The organism is Vibrio sp. ED002 (assembly GCF_023277445.1).
GTDB lineage: Bacteria > Pseudomonadota > Gammaproteobacteria > Enterobacterales > Vibrionaceae > Vibrio > Vibrio jasicida.
Map to the genome: position 1 here is coordinate 2,316,155 of NZ_CP080238.1, position 19,245 is coordinate 2,335,399.

The following is a 19,245-nucleotide window of genomic DNA, read 5'->3' on the forward strand; positions in this document are numbered from 1 at the left end:
GTTGACCTTGATGGTCAGCCAAGCGAAAAACTTGGTTTATGCCGTTTTGATTTCTTCTCTCAAACCTGTGAATTCAGGCATCAGAGAAATCAGCTTCTTACTGTATTCATGCTGAGGAGCGGTAAACAGTTGCTCAGTCGGCGCCACTTCCAGTAGCGTACCCATCTGCATCACACCCACTCGGTCACACATTTGGCGAATAACAGGTAAGTCGTGACTGATAAACAGCATCGTTAGGTTCAGTTCACTTTGCAGATCTTTCAGCAAGTTCAGAATTTGTGCTTGTACCGATACATCCAACGCTGATGTCGGTTCGTCACAAATCAGTAGTCGAGGACGGGTCGCCAGTGCACGCGCAATAGAAATACGCTGACGCTGACCACCGGAGAATTCATGAGGGTATTTGACGCCCGCCATTTTGCCCAAACCTACGTGATCAAGCAGGTCATTCACAATCTGACGCGTTTCCGCTTCATTCTTAGTGAGCTTATGGAAACGAATTGGCTCCGCGATGATGTCAAAAATCTTCATACGCGGGTTCATTGAAGTGTATGGGTTTTGGAAGACCATTTGCATTTGACGACGCAGCGGACGGCGTGCTTTTTCTGATTTCAGCGCCGTTAAGTCAATGCCTTCAAAGCTTACTTGGCCTGAGTTTGGTTCATACAAACCTGCAATCACACGTGCGATGGTCGACTTACCTGAGCCAGATTCACCCACCAAACCAAACGTCTCACCTTCGTGCACTTCAAAGCTAACATTGTTTGAAGCCTGTACGTATTCACGGCGGCTTTCAAACAACGAATCTTTGGTCACGAAGCGTAGATTTACGTTCTTCACATCCAATAGAGGGCCTGTGTATTCGCGTTGGTCTTGGCTTTGGCCTAACCAGTGGTTCTTGATGTCCAGTTCTTGTAGCTCTGTTGCTTCTTCGATGTAGCTCACTAGCGGGAAGCGATCGAGTTTAATGTCAGAGCGAGGAACCGCAGAAATCAAGCTGCGTGTGTATGGGTGGTCAGGATCGCCCAATACCTTAGCGGTTGGGCCAAACTCCACCAAATCACCGCGGTACATAACCGCAACACGGTCAGTCACGTTTGAAACCACACCCATGTCGTGCGTCACCAACATACAACCTACGTTGTTCTTGATACACAGTTCACGGATAAGGTTTAGGATTTGGTCTTGGATTGATACGTCGAGTGCCGTAGTTGGCTCATCTGCGATGATCAGTTCTGGCTCACCAGCCAGTGCGATAGCAATAACCACACGCTGGCGCATACCACCAGAGAATTGGTGTGGGTACTGTTTAAGACGGTTTTCAGGTTGCGGAATGCCAACCTGTTGCATTAAAGAAAGCGCACGTTGATATGCCTCTTCATCCGACACCTTCATGTTGGCGTGGATGGTCTCTTTCAATTGTTGCTCAACCGTAAATAGAGGGTTAAGCGAGGTCATTGGGTCTTGGAAGATAAAGCCAATCTTAGAGCCGCGAACCTTACGCATCGCTTCTGGCGTCAAACCAGAAATTTTCTCTCCATCAAGGTACACGTCACCACTGGCAACACGACCCGGAGGGCTAAGCAAATCAATAACGGCGTTACCAACGGTGGATTTACCCGCACCTGATTCGCCAACAACACCCACAATTTCGCCACGATCGATATGAAAAGAAAGCGACTTCACGGCCGCATGGACACCGTGACGGGATGGATATTCTATACGAAGGTTTTTCACCTCTAATAGTGACATTTCAGACCTCTACTGCCTTGTCTGTGGTATCGAATCGCGCAATAAAAGCGCCATTCATTACCTGAATGAATCCGTTCAAATTCAGAATAATACTCTGAAATCTTAATGCGGAAACAATTTGGCAAAAATCACACAAAAAAGCAACAATTAAAGTATATTCCGCCGAAAAAACATTATTTACACGCACAATGAGCGAATAGAAATGCATTAACAAGTATTTAACCACTTTCATAACACACCATTTTTGTGCGCTACGCACCAATAAAAACAGAAAAATGCTCTAAATTCACGCATAAACTCACTATTGATAGTATCCCTATTATTCACGCGCCATCATTAACATTTACCAAACAATATTCCGTTCCCATTGGGACTTTTCGACATAAAATGTTACTAACAAAATAGTCTGCATACATAAAAAGCCAAAATCCCCCTACACACATAGAGGTGAAAACGTGAGCAGATCTGCAAAACAAATGAAATCTGTCACCTAACCTTGGTTATGCGTCAGTTATGCGATTTTGTGATTAAAGTGATTTTGATGCAGTAGAAAACTCCGTATCAGCAACCTGATTAGCCCTTATAAAGCACGTGTTGAACTGGTGATTTTGCGCTTTCCACTGTCATTTTGAGTAAGATAAGAGATAATTAAAGCCCAACGTCGAGTAGTGAATGAAGGAGCCCTTGTGCTTAAAGCGATATTTTTTGATATGGACGAGACTTTATGTGGCACATCTCAAGCCGATAAAGTGGCAGGGCAAGAGTTTGCCGATTGGATTACTCAAACTTACCCTCAGGTCGCTGACTCCACAGCCTTCGTACAGCGCTACTTGCAAGGCGTATATAAGAAGTTAAACGACGAATTCCCTCAACTTATTGCTCTTCTACCTAATGAAAATGCGTTCCGCTGCGGTTTAATCCAAACCATCTTGGCAGAACAAGGTATCGAGATCGATGCAGAACAAGCCCAGCAGGCACAAAGCTTCTTCGATTCAGCTCGCATGGGTGCTTTTACGTTCTTCCCTGGCGTGAAGGAAATGCTTACGGAGCTACGCCAACACTACAAGTTGGTGGTAATCACTAACGGCCCTATCTTCTCGCAACATCCAAAGCTCAAAGCGACACAAATGAGTGAATGGGTGGATCACATCATCGTCGGTGGCGAAGAGCCTGAAGAGAAGCCTGCTGCAAGTATCTTCCACAAAGCACTCAACCTTGTTGACGCAAAACCAGAAGAAGTGATTCATATTGGTGACTCTCTACCAGCCGATATTGCGGGTGCCAACAATATGGGCATTCCGAGTGTGTGGGTTAACGAGGCAGGCACAGCAAACCCAACCGACATCAAGCCAAACTATGAAGTGAAAGAGACCGTTGAGCTGAATGAAATTCTAAAAACGCTCGCTCAATAAAGCACTTAACTCAAGAAATACAAAGCCCCAGCCTCCGTGCTGGGGTTTCTTTTATCAGCTCAAAAAGCATTTGGATCATGGGTGGCCAAAAGCTCCCAAAGCTGTACATTTTTGGTGGAATTGAAAGCGGCGTGAGAGTTTTTGAGGATGAGAAATGTAAAAAGCCCCAGTCTTTCGACTGAGGCTTTCAATAGCGGTCGATGAAGAGCCATATTTTAACTTCAGGCGAACCCCACTTGGGTTCAAACCCATTGAAATACTGCCAACTAATCTAAGTCAAAGCGAGATCATAAGCTCTAAAACGACGAAAGCCTGCTAAGAAGCAGGCTTTCTAATAGTGGTCGGTGAAGAGGGATTCGAACCCCCGACCCTCTGGTCCCAAACCAGATGCGCTACCAAGCTGCGCTATTCACCGAACTGTATTTACTGATTCTCTCAAATCAGACAGGATACTTCAACTAAGAAGTCACCTTAATTAATGGGGTGGCTAACGAGATTCGAACTCGCGACCACCGGAATCACAATCCAGGGCTCTACCAACTGAGCTATAGCCACCATCAATTTGTGTCGTTTACCGCTCTAGTATAGCCATAAACTAAATGATGGTCGGTGAAGAGGGATTCGAACCCCCGACCCTCTGGTCCCAAACCAGATGCGCTACCAAGCTGCGCTATTCACCGACGAATTTTGTTTCGACTCTTGGGATATTAGAATCAAAACTGGAAACTTCATTAATTAATGAGTTACCGAAATAATGGGGTGGCTAACGAGATTCGAACTCGCGACCACCGGAATCACAATCCAGGGCTCTACCAACTGAGCTATAGCCACCACTATTTTGTGCCGTTAATTTGTATTCCGGAATGGCACGCCCGAAAGGATTCGAACCTTCGACCTTTGGCTCCGGAGGCCAACGCTCTATCCAACTGAGCTACGGGCGCATGCCCCATCGGCGGAGAGGAATAATACGGATATCACACTATGCCGTCTAGTACTTTTTTTACTTTTTTTCTCGTTTGGTCTCTTTTTCGACAGTTATCTGCCTTTAAAGTGAATTTTTGATGTGATTCACGCCCTGTCATGGATAACTTGTTGTTTATTGCAACAACTTATCAGGATATAATCACCCATTATTTACATTGATTTAACAGTCGCAACCAGATTGTTCAATCACTTTAGACCGTTAGGAACGGTTTTCTGCATAGTATTCAGGCCATGCAGCAAAACCGAATCCAACAGGGCTAAATACTCTAACTATATAAATAGGTAAGTCACTTACCTTTGGAATGTGAAGTGGGTTTAATGGATATGTCTCGACGAATGATTAGCGTTTTGTTCGCTGCCTTAACTTTTTCTACGGCAGCTTTAGCTTCTGACATCAGCCAAACTGAATACGATGCGATCGCAGAACGCATCAAACCTGTCGGTGATGTTTATCTAGCAGGTGCAGAACCAGTAAAAGCAGAACCAACTGGTCCACGTGATGGCGCCGCGGTTTACGGTACTTTCTGTATTGCTTGTCACGCATCTGGCGTAAGTGGCGCACCAAAAACAGGTGATGCTGCGGATTGGGCACCACGTATTGCACAAGGCAAAGACGTGCTAACCAACCATGCGATCCAAGGCTTCAATGCAATGCCAGCAAAAGGTACGTGTATGGACTGTTCTGATGACGAAATCATCGCAGCCATCGACCACATGATTGAAGGTCTGTAATAAAGACACCAACGAAAAAGGCTTGCCACTTGGCAAGCCTTTTTGTTTTTAGCAAATTAGAACAACGCTGTCCTACTTCTTAAACATCGCTCGAATATTAGCGATGTGAGCTTGGCCTTTTGCCATGCGCTCTTCTGCCGATACTGGTTTTTTGTTTACTTCCCATTCAACGTCATCAAATGGCAGTTCATCTAAAAAACGACTTTGTGTCGGTTTGATCAATTCACCAAACTGGCGACGCTCTTTACACATAGTAAAGGTTAATTCTCTTTGAGCACGCGTAATTCCCACGTACATCAATCGACGCTCTTCTTCGACGTTATCTTCATCAATACTGGTTTGGTGCGGTAAAATTCCCTCTTCCGAACCAATCAAATATACATAAGGAAACTCGAGACCTTTCGATGCATGAAGCGTCATCAATTGAACGGCATCACTATCTTCATCATCTTCTCCGCGTTCCATCATGTCTCGCAATGTTAAACGTTGAACGACTTCTTTGATGGTCTTCTCTTCTTGATCGTAGTTGTCACCTTCTAGGTCAGCCACAATCCAAGAGTAAAGGTCAGAAACGTTCTTCATACGCATTTCAGCCGCTTTCGGGCTTGCTGACGTTTCGTATAGCCAATCTTCGTAATGAATATCACGCACAAGCGAACGCACCGCTTCAACCGTATCGCCACGCTCAGCTTGATCGGCAATCGCAACCAACCATTGAGTAAAGCGGCGTAGGTTCTCTAAACCACGACCGGTTAGGTGCTGCTCTAGTCCCATTTCAAAGCTGACTTCAAACAAGCTCTTACCACGCATGTTGGCGTAGCTACCCAGCTTCTCTAAAGTCACGGGACCAATTTCACGACGCGGCGTATTCACAATACGTAGGAACGCGTTGTCATCATCTGGGTTCACCAACACACGTAGGTAAGCCATGATGTCTTTGATCTCAGCTCGAGCGAAGAAAGATGTGCCGCCAGACAGTTTGTATGGCACACGGTTTTGCATCAGTGACTTTTCAATCAAACGTGATTGGTGGTTACCACGATATAGAATCGCATAATCTTTATATTCGGTGCGGTTTAGGAACTTGTGTGCAATCAATTCACCCGTCACGCGCTCCGCTTCGTGCTCTTCATTTTTCGCCAGCAACACTTTGAGTTTTTCACCGTCAGGAATTTCCGAGAACAGTGATTTCTCATACACGTGTGGGTTATTCGCAATCAAGATGTTAGCTGCGCGCAGAATACGGCTAGTCGAACGATAGTTCTGCTCCAACTTAATCAAACGCAAATTTGGATAGTCTTCACCAAGCAACACCAAGTTTTGCGGCTTAGCGCCACGCCATGAATAGATGGATTGGTCATCGTCGCCTACCACAGTCAAACGACCACGCTCACCGACAATCAACTTCACTAAGTCGTATTGGCTGGTGTTGGTATCTTGATATTCATCCACCAACAAGTAGCGAATGCGATTTTGCCAGCGTTGGCGCACTTCTTCGTTATTGCGCAGAAGTTGCACTGGCAAAGAAATCAGATCGTCGAAGTCGAGCGCGTTGTATGCCTTCATCTGCTTTTGGTACATCTCAAAACAGAACGCGAACAATTGCTGCTGCTCACCTTGAGCAAGCGCTTTTGCCTGTTCTGGTGTCAGCATGTCGTTCTTCCAGTTTGAGATACTGCTTAGTAGTTGACGTAATAAATCTTTATCGCCATCTAGCTGCTTTTCTGTCAGCTCTTTCAGTAGTGCAAGTTGGTCTTGATCATCAAAGAGGGAGAAGCCTGCTTTCAAGCCAAGATGCTTGTACTCACGCTTGATGATGGTCAAACCTAAGGTGTGGAAGGTCGAAACCATCAAACCTTTCGATTCTGATTTACCTAACGTCTGACCGACGCGCTCTTTCATCTCGCGCGCCGCTTTGTTGGTAAAGGTAACCGCAGCAATATTGCGTGCCTTGTAGCCACACTGCTGAACCAAATAAGCAATCTTATTGGTAATTACACGAGTTTTACCCGAACCAGCACCAGCCAGCACGAGGCATGGGCCTGATACGTACTTAACGGCTTCATCTTGTCTAGGGTTCAGCTTCATAGAAATTCTCTGCGGGTGGTAATTGTGGCGCCTATGATAAAGGGGTGACCGCGTGAAAGCTACGGAGATTTTCACGTAATTTTTACACAGATAGATGCAACATTTTGTTGCATACGTGGCCAGAGTTTAAGCTATAATGAATGAACGTTCATTCATTGGGTGGTGGCGTTATGTCCAATAACACTGCTGGAGATAAATACGGACAAATCATTGCAGCAGCCGAGCGCTTAATCGCTGAATCAGGTTTTCATGGTCTTTCCATGCACAAACTTGCTACAGAAGCAGGTGTCGCAGCTGGCACGATTTACCGATATTTCTCAGATAAAGAACATCTTTTGGAAGAGGTTCGCCTTACTGTAACTAAACGTATTGCGGACGCCGTTCAAGCGGATGTTCATGACGATATGCCCCTGAAAGAGCGTTACCGCACCATGTGGCTCAATATTTGGCACCTTGCTGGATCAAATTTAGACACCTTAAGTAATCGTGTCCAATATGAATCACTGCCTTGTGGAAATCGTAAAGGGACGAGGGAACTTGAAAGGCAAATGTTTGCCCAAGTAGATCGTCTTTTTAATCAAGGCAAAGCGGAAGGGGTATTCAAACCCCTCGATAACGAAATTCTATCAGGGTTAAGTTTCGAAGCTAGTGTTGCGCTTGCGAGAAAACATGCTTTGGGATTTTATCAGCTGGACGACAATGCGCTGGAAGCAGCCGTTGAAGCCAGTTGGGATGCAATTATTAAACACTAACTTGGAGTTCTTAATAGAATGAAAAAGTGGACTTTCTTTATGTTGCTTATCGCGGTTCTTCTGTTCGGAAGCGTGATAGGTTTCAACTTATTCAAGCAACAGAAAATTGCTGAATACATGGCGAATCGTCCGGAGCCAGAGTTCCCTGTTACCGTTACGGAAGTAAAAGCGGTAGATTGGGTTCCTGTCATCGAAGCGATTGGCTTTATCGAACCTAACCAAGGTGTCACTGTTGCAAACGAAACCAGCGGTGTGATTGATAAGATTTCTTTCGACTCTGGTACTCAAGTGGAAGAAGGCCAACCTCTGGTTCTTCTAGACTCTGATGTTGAGAAAGCAAACCTAAAAAGCTCTCAAGCAAAACTGCCAGCAGCTCAAGCTAAGTACAAACGCTACCAAGGTCTTTATAAGAAAGGATCGATTTCTAAAGAAGCGTACGACGAAGCTGAAGCAAACTACTTCTCACTTAAAGCGGACATTGAGAGCTTGAAAGCGACCATCGACCGCCGTGAAATAAAAGCACCTTTTGCTGGTGTGGTTGGTATTCGTAATGTGTATCTTGGTCAATATCTACAAGCAGGTACTGACATCGTACGTCTCGAAGATACAACAGTAATGCGTTTACGCTTCACTGTGCCTCAAACAGATATCTCACGCATTAAGCTAGACCAAGAAGTGGATATCTTTGTAGACGCTTACCCTGACAAGCCTTTCAAAGGTTCGATCTCTGCGATTGAGCCAGCAGTAAACGTACAAAGTGGTTTGATTCAAGTCCAAGCAGACATTCCAAATAGCGATGGCAAGCTTCGCAGCGGTATGTTCGCACGTGCAAACATCATCCTGCCTAAGCTAGAGAATCAAGTGACTCTGCCACAAACGGCAATCACCTTTACGCTATACGGCGACAACGTGTACATCATTACTGAAGAAGACGGTGAAAAACGCGTTAAGCAACACGTTGTGAAAGTGGGTGAGCGTACTAAAGACATCGCGCATATTCTAGAAGGCGTGAAACCAGGTGACGTAGTGGTAACGTCGGGGCAAGTACGCCTTAGTAACCATGCGAAAGTGACCATCGTTGAAGATTCGGCACTGACACCACCGGCTGAAACACCAATGCTTTAATTGGAGGCATCATGCGCTTTACCGATGTTTTTATTAAACGTCCAGTTTTAGCGGTATCGATCAGTTTTTTGATTGCGTTGCTTGGTTTGCAAGCCGTATTCAAGATGCAGGTTCGTGAATACCCTGAAATGACAAATACGGTGGTTACTGTAACCACCAGTTATTACGGTGCCAGCGCCGACTTAATCCAAGGCTTCATTACTCAGCCTTTGGAACAAGCCGTTGCTCAGGCCGATAATATCGACTACATGACTTCATCCTCGGTACTCGGTACTTCTACCATCACCGTAAACATGAAGTTAAACACTGATCCGAATGCGGCGCTGTCTGACATTCTGGCGAAAACCAACTCGGTTCGTTCGCAGCTTCCAAAAGAAGCGGAAGACCCTACGGTAACCATGTCGACAGGTTCGACAACGGCAGTACTGTATATTGGTTTCACCAGTGATGAGCTGTCTTCAAGCCAGATCACGGACTACCTTGAGCGTGTAATCAACCCGCAGTTATTCACGGTAAACGGTGTATCGAAAGTTGACCTATACGGTGGTATGAAATACGCACTGCGCGTATGGCTAGACCCTGCAAAAATGGGGGCACTTAAGCTGACAGCAACTGACGTAATGACCGTACTAAACGCCAACAACTATCAGTCGGCAACTGGTCAGGCGACAGGTGAATTCGTACTTTACAACGGCAGTGCAGATACTCAGGTATCCAACGTTGCAGAACTAGAAGCACTTGTGGTGAAAACCGGTGAAGGTGATGTAATTCGCCTTGGTGACATTGCGAAAGTGACGCTAGAGAAGAGCCACGATATTTACCGTGCTAGTGCTAATGGTCAAGAAGCCGTGGTTGCAGCGATTAACGCAGCACCAAGTGCCAACCCGATCAATATTGCAGCAGATGTACTGACGTTGTTACCTCAACTAGAGCGTAACTTGCCAAGTAACATCAAAATGAATGTGATGTACGACTCGACTATTGCTATCAACGAATCGATTCACGAAGTTGTGAAAACCATTCTTGAAGCAGCAGTCATCGTACTTATCGTTATCACTTTGTTCCTAGGTTCATTCCGTGCGGTAATCATCCCTATCGTTACTATCCCATTATCATTGATTGGTGTGGCAATGGTGATGCAAGCGATGGGTTTCTCTTGGAACTTGATGACACTACTGGCAATGGTACTCGCCATCGGTCTGGTGGTGGATGACGCGATCGTTGTTCTTGAGAACGTCGATCGACACATCAAGGAAGGGGAATCACCGTTCCGAGCTGCGATCATTGGTACACGAGAAATTGCTGTCCCAGTAATCGCGATGACACTGACGTTAGGTGCGGTATACGCGCCTATCGCTCTGATGGGTGGTATTACAGGCTCACTATTTAAAGAGTTTGCTCTTACCCTTGCGGGTGCTGTATTTGTGTCCGGTATCATCGCATTGACTCTGTCACCGATGATGTGTTCAAAAATGCTGAAGGCAAACGAAGAGCCAAGCAAGTTTGAGCAAAAAGTTCACCACGTTCTTGATGGCATGACCAACCGCTACGAGAAGATGCTAACTGCAGTCATGGCTCATCGTCCGGTTATCATTGCTTTTGCGATCATCGTGTTCGCGAGTCTACCGATCTTGTTTAAGTTCATTCCGAGTGAACTGGCACCGTCGGAAGATAAAGGCGTTGTGGTCTTAATGGGTACAGCCCCATCAAATGCGAACTTGGATTACATCCAAAGCACCATGAACGATGTAAACAAGATTCTGTCTGACCAGCCAGAAGTAGAATACGCTCAGGTGTTTAACGGTGTACCTAACTCGAACCAAGCATTCGGTCTAGCAACACTGAAACCTTGGAGTGAGCGTGAGGCAAGCCAAGCGGACATTACCAAACGTGTGGGTGACTTAGTTTCTCATGTACCAGGTATGTCAGTAACGGCTTTCCAAATGCCAGAACTTCCAGGTGCAGGTTCAGGTCTGCCAATTCAGTTCGTTGTGACTACGCCAAACAGCTTCGAGAGCCTGTTTACTATCGCAAGTGATATTCTGACCGATGTATCGAAGAGTCCACTGTTCGTGTATTCGGATCTGGATCTGAACTACGATTCAGCAACGATGAAAATCAGCATCGATAAAGACAAAGCCGGCGCTTACGGCGTGACCATGCAAGACATTGGTGTCACGTTAAGTACCATGATGGCTGATGGTTATGTAAACCGTATCGACCTAAATGGTCGTTCATACGAGGTAATCCCTCAAGTTGAACGTAAGTGGCGTCTAAACCCAGAGTCGATGAAGAATTACTACGTACGTTCAGTTGACGGCAAAGCAGTACCATTGGGTAGTTTGATCACAATTGATGTGGTCGCAGAGCCTCGTGCACTGCCTCACTTCAACCAGCTAAACTCAGCCACTGTTGGTGCTGTACCAGCTCCTGGTGTTGCAATGGGGGATGCGATCAACTGGTTCGAAGACGTGGCACAAAACAAACTGCCGTCAGGCTACAACCATGACTACATGGGTGAAGCGCGTCAGTTCGTAACTGAAGGTAGTGCGTTATACGCAACATTCGGTTTGGCACTAGCAATCATCTTCCTAGTACTGGCGATTCAGTTTGAATCTATCCGCGATCCAATCGTAATCATGGTATCAGTACCGCTTGCGGTTTGTGGTGCGTTGATAGCTCTGGCGTGGGGTACGGCATCGATGAACATCTACTCACAGGTTGGTTTGATTACCTTGGTTGGTCTGATCACCAAGCACGGTATCTTGATCTGTGAGGTAGCGAAAGAAGAGCAGTTACACAACAAACTGTCTCGTATCGATGCGGTAATGGAAGCAGCAAAAGTTCGTCTTCGTCCAATCCTGATGACAACAGCAGCGATGATTGCAGGTCTTATCCCATTGATGTACGCAACAGGCGCAGGTGCTGAGCAACGCTTCAGTATCGGTATCGTAATCGTTGCTGGCCTGGCGATCGGTACGCTATTTACACTATTCGTACTGCCAGTGATTTACAGCTACCTTGCTGAGAAACACAAGCCACTACCAGTGTTTGTTGAAGACAAAGACTTGGAAAAGCTAGCTCGAGTGGATGAAGCGAAAGCAGCTCACCGCGAATTAGCTGATAACAAGTAAGTATAAAAGCACTAAGAAAAAGGGTCACTTCGGTGACCTTTTTTATTGCTGCTCTCTTTTTTACCATCTAAATGGCGACTTTCACGTATCAATTAAATAGAATGTGGGCAAATCAAAAGGAGTTTTAGCCACTATGTTTGACCCAAAGAAATTAGAGCAAATCGCTAAACAAATTCACGAATCAATGCCACAGCCAGTAAAAGAACTAGGCGCGGATGTTGATCAAAAAGTTCGCCAAGTCATCCAAGGTCAGCTAAACAAGCTAGACGTTGTTAGCCGTGAAGAATTCGACGTACAAACTCAAGTTCTGCTGCGCACTCGTCAAAAGCTGACAGAAATGGAAAAGAAATTGGCTGAGCTTGAAGAAAAGCTAGCTGATAAATAAGCGAGAAGCGAGAAGCGAGAAGCGAGAAGCGAGAAGCGAGAAGCGAGAAGCGAGAAGCGAGAAGCGAGAAGCGAGAAGCGAGAAGCGAGAAGCGAGAAGCGAGAAGCGAGAAGCGAGAAGCGAGAAAATTCTTAAGGGTTGGCGTATGTACGTCAACCCTTTTTGTTTTCGGGATTCGGGATTCGGGATTCGGGATTCGGGATTCGCTTCAATTTTGCCTTCTTAAGGGAAAATCCAGTCAACATATACCTCTACTTCTTTCAATTCTATCCCAACGAACACGTCCGATTTTAACAGCGAAGCACTCCCACGGTTCGAAGGAAACAGTCCGTCTTCATAAAAACAAAAAGGCTTGGTCAACGGCGACCAAGCCTTTTAATTAGATGTTGTGTTGTATGTTGTATTTATTGACCCCAGTCTATCCGGAGTTCTTTACTGACTTAGATAGAAATCAGCCGCCTACTGCGATGTTCTTCATATCCGTCATGTAACCACGTAGCTCTTCACCGATGTACTCTACTGGGTGGTTACGAATCGCTTCGTTTACTGCGATTAGCGTAGCGTTATCGACTTGGTTAGACGACTCGCCTAGACCTTTACCGATTACGTCTGTGCTTACTGATGGCATGAACTTCTCACGTAGTAGCGGTGTTGCTACGTTAGCAAATAGGTAGTTACCGTACTCTGCTGTATCTGAAATTACCACGTTCATTTCGTATAGGCGCTTACGTGCAACTGTGTTTGCGATTAGAGGTAGCTCGTGCAGTGACTCGTAGTATGCAGACTCATCGATGATGCCTGATGCTGTCATTGCTTCGAATGCTAGCTCAACACCAGCACGAACCATAGCTACCAGTAGAATGCCGTTGTCGAAGTACTCTTGTTCAGAGATTTCGATGTCGCCTGCAGGGTAGTTTTCGAAAGCGGTTTCACCCGTCTCTTCACGCCAGCCTAGTAGGTTTGCATCGTCGTTTGCCCAGTCAGCCATCATAGTACTGGAGAATTCACCCGTAATGATGTCGTCCATATGCTTGTTGTATAGTGGACGCATTAGCTCTTTTAGCTCTTCAGAAAGCTCAAATGCTTTTACTTTTGCTGGGTTTGATAGACGGTCCATCATATGAGTGATACCACCAAACTTAAGAGCTTCAGTGATTGTTTCCCAACCGTATTGTAGAAGTTTACCTGCGTAGCTTGGGTCGATACCGTCAGCAATCATCTTCTCGTAAGACACGATAGAACCGGCTTGTAGCATGCCACATAGGATAGTTTGCTCACCCATTAGGTCAGATTTAACTTCCGCTACGAATGAAGACTCTAGACAACCTGCGCGGTGGCCACCTGTACCAGCAGCCCATGCTTTCGCAATGTCCCAGCCTTCGCCTTTAGGGTCATTTTCTGGGTGAACAGCGATTAGTGTAGGGACACCGAAGCCACGCTTGTACTCTTCACGTACTTCTGTACCTGGACACTTAGGCGCAACCATTACAACCGTTAGGTCTTTACGGATTTGCATGCCTTCTTCAACTACGTTGAAACCGTGTGAGTAGCCTAGTGCTGCGCCTTCTTTCATGAGAGGCATTACCGTTTCAACAACGTTAGTGTGCTGCTTGTCTGGCGTTAGGTTGATTACTAGGTCAGCTTGTGGAATTAGCTTTTCGTAACTGTCTACTTCAAAGCCGTTATCTTTTGCGTTTTTGAACGATTGACGTTGCTCGTCGATCGCAGCTTGGCGTAGAGCGTAAGCAACGTCTAAACCAGAATCACGCATATTTAGACCTTGGTTAAGGCCTTGAGCACCACAACCTACGATGACCACTTTCTTACCTTTTAGGTAATCTGCTTCTGATGCGAATTCTTCGCGGTCCATAAAGCGACAACGACCAAGTTGGTCCAATTGCTCACGTAAGTTTAGGGTATTGAAATAGTTAGCCATCTGGGTGCTCCTTAACATTCTTCCATAGAGGTCGGTATTTGTGTTACCGAATGAGTTCATACTAAAACAGACATTCTGTTGCTGAAAGTGATATATTCACAATTACTTATTGCAATAAATGCAACATGGACGTAAAGATTTAATGAACATCAAAAGCCTACAACTATTCATTCATCTATGTGATAGTAAAAGCTTCGCTAAGACAGCGGCAGCAATGCATATCAGCCCTTCCGCACTGAGTCGGCAGATCCAAAAATTAGAAGAAGAAACGCATCAACAGCTGTTCTTGCGTGATAATCGAAGTGTCGAATTGACGGTTCAAGGAAAGAAGTTATTGCCTGTTGCACTAAAGATCTTGGGGGAATGGCAGCAATACCAAAGCTACGTCAAAGGAACGGAAGATGAGCTAAAGGGGGAGATACGTTTATTTTGCTCGGTAACTGCAAGTTACAGTCACCTCCCGGAGCTTATTTCCGATTTCCGCATACAACACCCATTTATTGAATTCAAACTCTCTACTGGCGATCCAGCCCAAGCTATCGATAAGATAATGGCGGATGAGGCTGATATCGCGATCTCGGCAAAGCCAGACCAACTACCCGCTAAAGTGGCTTTTGAACCAATCAGCGAGATACCTCTATCGGTTATTGCTCCGGTTGGAATTAGCAGCTTCGCAGAAGAACTACAAAAAGAAACCCCGGATTGGTCAACGATCCCTTTTATTCTCCCAGAAGCAGGCACAGCAAGAGAAAGAGCGAATGTTTGGTTTAAGCAAATGAAGATCAAACCAAACATCTACGCACAAGTAGCAGGGCATGAGGCTATTGTCAGTATGGTGGCTTTAGGTTGTGGCGTAGGTATCGCACCGGATGTGGTAATCAACAATAGCCCTGTCAGAGAGAAGATAAATCGACTGAAAGTTCTGCCTATCAAACCATTCGAACTCGGTGTTTGCTGTATTAAAAGCCAGCTAGAAAACCCGTTAGTTAAAGCCCTATGGGAAGTCGCAGAAAGTAAGTATATATCTCTTTAGAAATAACTATACAAATAGGAATCCGAAGCCCGTTACGCAAGCAACGGGCTTTTTATTTACAGTAAACCTCGAATGCAAAATATGTAACAGCACTTAGAGGTAGCTGACATCACGACTCACATAACAAAGGTATTGCTAGCAAAGTGATGAGAATAAGTAAGTACTTACCCTTAGTTACTTTTAAGATTTAGAAAATGGACACTGACAAGAGAGATAAGATCTTTACCTAACACAACGAGTTCTACAGCAAACACAGAGATCTGAGGATATCAGAAACGACAAAACCTATTCCGAAGGCTGGGTTTCCAAATAAGTAGCGGAAGCGTGGGGACGCCTAGTCCGAGCTTACGTTCAATTGGACTTACACACAAGCGAGACTCATGCACCGATAGGTGAATTGAGTTGTTAGATACGAAAAAGCCCCAGCATTTCTACTGGGGCTTTTGTCTGAATAAGTGGCGGAGCGGACGGGACTCGAACCCGCGACCCCCGGCGTGACAGGCCGGTATTCTAACCAACTGAACTACCGCTCCGCACTGGTTAGACATTTAAGTCTAAGTTTTTGTCTTCACTTTTTCATAAAAAGTGAAAATAAAATACAAGCCTGGCGATGTCCTACTCTCACATGGGGAAACCCCACACTACCATCGGCGCTAATTCGTTTCACTTCTGAGTTCGGAATGGAAGTCAGGTGGGTCCAAATCGCTATGGTCGCCAAGCAAATTCTTTAATCTGGAAAGCTGTTTTAAGTTCTATTTATACACATTCAATCGTTCTTGCATTGAGTCCATCAAAACCCCTTGGGTGTTGTATGGTTAAGCCTCACGGGCAATTAGTACAGGTTAGCTCAACGCCTCACAACGCTTACACACCCTGCCTATCAACGTTCTAGTCTCGAACAACCCTTTAGGATACTTAAAGTATCAGGGAAGACTCATCTCAGGGCTCGCTTCCCGCTTAGATGCTTTCAGCGGTTATCGATTCCGAACTTAGCTACCGGGCAATGCGTCTGGCGACACAACCCGAACACCAGAGGTTCGTCCACTCCTAGTCCTCTCGTACTAGGAGCAGCCCCTTCAATCTTCCAACGCCCACGGCAGATAGGAATCGAACTGTCTCACGACGTTCTAAACCCAGCTCGCGTACCACTTTAAATGGCGAACAGCCATACCCTTGGGACCGACTTCAGCCCCAGGATGTGATGAGCCGACATCGAGGTGCCAAACACCGCCGTCGATATGAACTCTTGGGCGGTATCAGCCTGTTATCCCCGGAGTACCTTTTATCCGTTGAGCGATGGCCCTTCCATACAGAACCACCGGATCACTATGACCTGCTTTCGCACCTGCTCGAATTGTCATTCTCGCAGTCAAGCGGGCTTATGCCATTGCACTAACCTCACGATGTCCAACCGTGATTAGCCCACCTTCGTGCTCCTCCGTTACTCTTTGGGAGGAGACCGCCCCAGTCAAACTACCCACCAGGCACTGTCCGCAACCCCGATAAGGGGTCGACGTTAGAACATCAACACTACAAGGGTGGTATTTCAAGGACGGCTCCACGCAATCTAGCGACTGCGCTTCAAAGCCTCCCACCTATCCTACACATGTAGGGTCAATGTTCAGTGCCAAGCTGTAGTAAAGGTTCACGGGGTCTTTCCGTCTAGCCGCGGGTACACTGCATCTTCACAGCGATTTCAATTTCACTGAGTCTCGGGTGGAGACAGCGTGGCCATCATTACGCCATTCGTGCAGGTCGGAACTTACCCGACAAGGAATTTCGCTACCTTAGGATCGTTATAGTTACGGCCGCCGTTTACCGGGGCTTCGATCAAGAGCTTCGACCGAAGTCTAACCCCATCAATTAACCTTCCGGCACCGGGCAGGCGTCACACCGTATACGTCATCTTACGATTTTGCACAGTGCTGTGTTTTTAATAAACAGTTGCAGCCACCTGGTATCTGCGACTCTCGCCAGCTCCATCCGCAAGGGACTTCACCATCAAGAGCGTACCTTCTCCCGAAGTTACGGTACCATTTTGCCTAGTTCCTTCACCCGAGTTCTCTCAAGCGCCTTGGTATTCTCTACCCGACCACCTGTGTCGGTTTGGGGTACGATTCCTTACAATCTGAAGCTTAGAGGCTTTTCCTGGAAGCATGGCATCAATGACTTCACTACCGTAGTAGCTCGACGTCGTGTCTCAGCCTTAAGAAGAGCCGGATTTACCTAACTCTTCAGCCTACGCACTTGAACCTGGACAACCGTCGCCAGGCCCACCTAGCCTTCTCCGTCCCCCCATCGCAATTGTAAGAAGTACGGGAATATTAACCCGTTTCCCATCGACTACGCCTTTCGGCCTCGCCTTAGGGGTCGACTTACCCTGCCCCGATTAACGTTGGACAGGAACCCTTGGTCTTCCGGCGAGGAGGTTTTTCACCCCTTTATCGTTACTCATGTCAGCATTCGCACTTCTGATACCTCCAGCATGCTTTACAACACACCTTCAACGGCTTACAGAACGCTCCCCTACCCAATGAAGTAAAACTTCATTGCCGCAGCTTCGGTTTATTACTTAGCCCCGTTACATCTTCCGCGCAGGCCGACTCGACCAGTGAGCTATTACGCTTTCTTTAAATGATGGCTGCTTCTAAGCCAACATCCTGGCTGTCTGAGCCTTCCCACATCGTTTCCCACTTAGTAATAATTTGGAATCTTAGCTGGCGGTCTGGGTTGTTTCCCTCTCCACGACGGACGTTAGCACCCGCCGTGTGTCTCCCGGATAGTACTTACTGGTATTCGGAGTTTGCAAAGGGTTGGTAAGTCGGGATGACCCCCTAGCCTTAACAGTGCTCTACCCCCAGTAGTATTCGTCCGAGGCGCTACCTAAATAGCTTTCGGGGAGAACCAGCTATCTCCAGGTTTGATTGGCCTTTCACCCCTAGCCACAAGTCATCCGCTAATTTTTCAACATTAGTCGGTTCTATCCTCCAATTGATGTTACTCAATCTTCAACCTGCCCATGGCTAGATCACCTGGTTTCGGGTCTATATCCAGCGACTAAGTCGCGCAGTTAACACTCGCTTTCGCTACGGCTCCCCAGATGGTTAACCTTGCCACTGAATATAAGTCGCTGACCCATTATACAAAGGTACGCAGTCACACCACGAAGGTGCTCCTACTGCTTGTACGTACACGGTTTCAGGTTCTATTTCACTCCCTCACAGGGGTTCTTTTCGCCTTTCCCTCACGGTACTGGTTCACTATCGGTCAGTCAGTAGTATTTAGCCTTGGAGGATGGTCCCCCCATATTCAGACAGGATATCACGTGTCCCGCCCTACTCGATTTCACTGAATGTGCGTTGTCAACTACGGGGCTATCACCCTTTATTGCCGGACTTTCCAGACCGTTCGTCTAACGCATATAAAGCTTAAGGGCTAGTCCAATTTCGCTCGCCGCTACTTTCGGAATCTCGGTTGATTTCTTTTCCTCGGGGTACTTAGATGTTTCAGTTCCCCCGGTTCGCCTCGCTGCGCTATGTATTCACGCAGCGATACTAGCTTATGCTAGTGGGTTTCCCCATTCGGAAATCCCAGACTCAAGTGGTTTTTACTACCTAATCTGGGCTTATCGCAAGTTAATACGTCCTTCATCGCCTCTGACTGCCAAGGCATCCACCGTGTACGCTTAGTCACTTAACCATACAACCCGAAGGAGTTTCGAGTTGATGTTCAAATCACCAAAGTTGTCTCTCATTATTTGAATGAGCGAGAGACATTTCGATTTTGCCGGACTCAATTTCGAATAATCACTTTAAAAGTGATATTCCCAAGAACACTTGAATGTGTTTTTTGGTGTTTGTCATAAAGACAAACATTGAGAACTTTACAAGTAATCTTAAAGATTACTTTGTC

Annotated in this window: 10 protein-coding genes, 6 tRNA genes and 2 rRNA genes; 7 read left to right on the plus strand and 11 right to left on the minus strand. The window is 46.2% G+C overall.

Annotation, left to right across the window (positions count from 1 at the left end):
* Window positions 1–36: 36 nt before the first annotated feature.
* A complete protein-coding gene (locus tag ITG12_RS10685; RefSeq protein ID WP_038869931.1) occupies window positions 37–1,752 on the minus strand; it encodes an ABC transporter ATP-binding protein in 1,716 nt (571 codons plus the stop codon).
* Between the two features lie 686 nt (window positions 1,753–2,438).
* On the opposite strand from ITG12_RS10685, the gene ITG12_RS10690 reads away from it, so the two are divergent.
* Window positions 2,439–3,164, plus strand: coding sequence for an HAD family hydrolase (locus tag ITG12_RS10690; RefSeq protein ID WP_248873062.1), 726 nt, complete (start codon window positions 2,439–2,441; stop codon window positions 3,162–3,164).
* A gap of 338 nt (window positions 3,165–3,502) precedes the next feature.
* Here the strand turns inward: ITG12_RS10690 and ITG12_RS10695 are convergent.
* From ITG12_RS10695 to ITG12_RS10715, 5 genes are all read right to left on the minus strand, one after another.
* A tRNA-Pro gene (locus tag ITG12_RS10695) sits at window positions 3,503–3,579 on the minus strand.
* Between the two features lie 64 nt (window positions 3,580–3,643).
* A tRNA-His gene (locus ITG12_RS10700) sits at window positions 3,644–3,719 on the minus strand.
* A gap of 48 nt (window positions 3,720–3,767) precedes the next feature.
* Window positions 3,768–3,844 (minus strand) — tRNA-Pro (locus ITG12_RS10705).
* 75 nt (window positions 3,845–3,919) lie between these two features.
* Window positions 3,920–3,995, minus strand: a tRNA-His gene (locus ITG12_RS10710).
* A 33-nt stretch (window positions 3,996–4,028) separates the two neighbouring features.
* A tRNA-Arg gene (locus tag ITG12_RS10715) sits at window positions 4,029–4,105 on the minus strand.
* A gap of 361 nt (window positions 4,106–4,466) precedes the next feature.
* On the opposite strand from ITG12_RS10715, the gene ITG12_RS10720 reads away from it, so the two are divergent.
* The gene (locus tag ITG12_RS10720; RefSeq protein WP_038882194.1) at window positions 4,467–4,880 is read left to right on the plus strand and encodes a cytochrome c5 family protein; all 414 of its coding nucleotides are present in this window, start codon (window positions 4,467–4,469) and stop codon (window positions 4,878–4,880) included.
* Between the two features lie 72 nt (window positions 4,881–4,952).
* Here the strand turns inward: ITG12_RS10720 and rep are convergent, their stop codons facing one another.
* Window positions 4,953–6,968 (minus strand): DNA helicase Rep, encoded by a 2,016-nt coding sequence (gene rep, locus ITG12_RS10725; RefSeq protein ID WP_038882193.1) that lies wholly within the window; start codon window positions 6,966–6,968, stop codon window positions 4,953–4,955.
* Between the two features lie 170 nt (window positions 6,969–7,138).
* Here rep and ITG12_RS10730 point away from each other — a divergent pair, with 170 nt between their 5' ends.
* From ITG12_RS10730 to ITG12_RS10745, 4 genes are all read left to right on the plus strand, one after another.
* Entirely contained in the window at window positions 7,139–7,720 is a 582-nt protein-coding gene (locus ITG12_RS10730; RefSeq protein WP_050566713.1) for a TetR/AcrR family transcriptional regulator, read from the plus strand.
* A gap of 18 nt (window positions 7,721–7,738) precedes the next feature.
* On the plus strand, window positions 7,739–8,845 hold the full coding sequence (vmeC, locus tag ITG12_RS10735; RefSeq protein ID WP_038869923.1) for a multidrug efflux RND transporter periplasmic adaptor subunit VmeC: 1,107 nt from the start codon (window positions 7,739–7,741) through the stop codon (window positions 8,843–8,845).
* Between the two features lie 11 nt (window positions 8,846–8,856).
* Window positions 8,857–11,979, plus strand: coding sequence for a multidrug efflux RND transporter permease subunit VmeD (gene vmeD / locus ITG12_RS10740; protein ID WP_038869922.1), 3,123 nt, complete (start codon window positions 8,857–8,859; stop codon window positions 11,977–11,979).
* Between the two features lie 133 nt (window positions 11,980–12,112).
* Window positions 12,113–12,364 carry an accessory factor UbiK family protein gene (locus ITG12_RS10745; protein ID WP_005427244.1) on the plus strand — a complete coding sequence of 84 codons (252 nt, stop codon included), beginning with the start codon at window positions 12,113–12,115 and terminating at the stop codon, window positions 12,362–12,364.
* 451 nt (window positions 12,365–12,815) lie between these two features.
* Here ITG12_RS10745 and ilvC read toward each other — a convergent pair whose 3' ends face one another.
* Window positions 12,816–14,300, minus strand: coding sequence for a ketol-acid reductoisomerase (gene ilvC / locus ITG12_RS10750; RefSeq protein WP_038879763.1), 1,485 nt, complete (start codon window positions 14,298–14,300; stop codon window positions 12,816–12,818).
* A gap of 142 nt (window positions 14,301–14,442) precedes the next feature.
* Here ilvC and ilvY point away from each other — a divergent pair, with 142 nt between their 5' ends.
* Window positions 14,443–15,333 carry an HTH-type transcriptional activator IlvY gene (gene ilvY / locus ITG12_RS10755; protein ID WP_038873954.1) on the plus strand — a complete coding sequence of 297 codons (891 nt, stop codon included), beginning with the start codon at window positions 14,443–14,445 and terminating at the stop codon, window positions 15,331–15,333.
* Between the two features lie 456 nt (window positions 15,334–15,789).
* On the opposite strand, the gene ITG12_RS10760 is transcribed toward ilvY, so the two are convergent.
* The 3 genes from ITG12_RS10760 to ITG12_RS10770 form a co-directional block, all read right to left on the minus strand.
* Window positions 15,790–15,866, minus strand: a tRNA-Asp gene (locus ITG12_RS10760).
* A 69-nt stretch (window positions 15,867–15,935) separates the two neighbouring features.
* Window positions 15,936–16,052 (minus strand): 5S ribosomal RNA (gene rrf, locus ITG12_RS10765).
* A gap of 92 nt (window positions 16,053–16,144) precedes the next feature.
* Window positions 16,145–19,032, minus strand: a 23S ribosomal RNA gene (locus ITG12_RS10770).
* Between the last annotated feature and the right edge of the window lie 213 nt (window positions 19,033–19,245).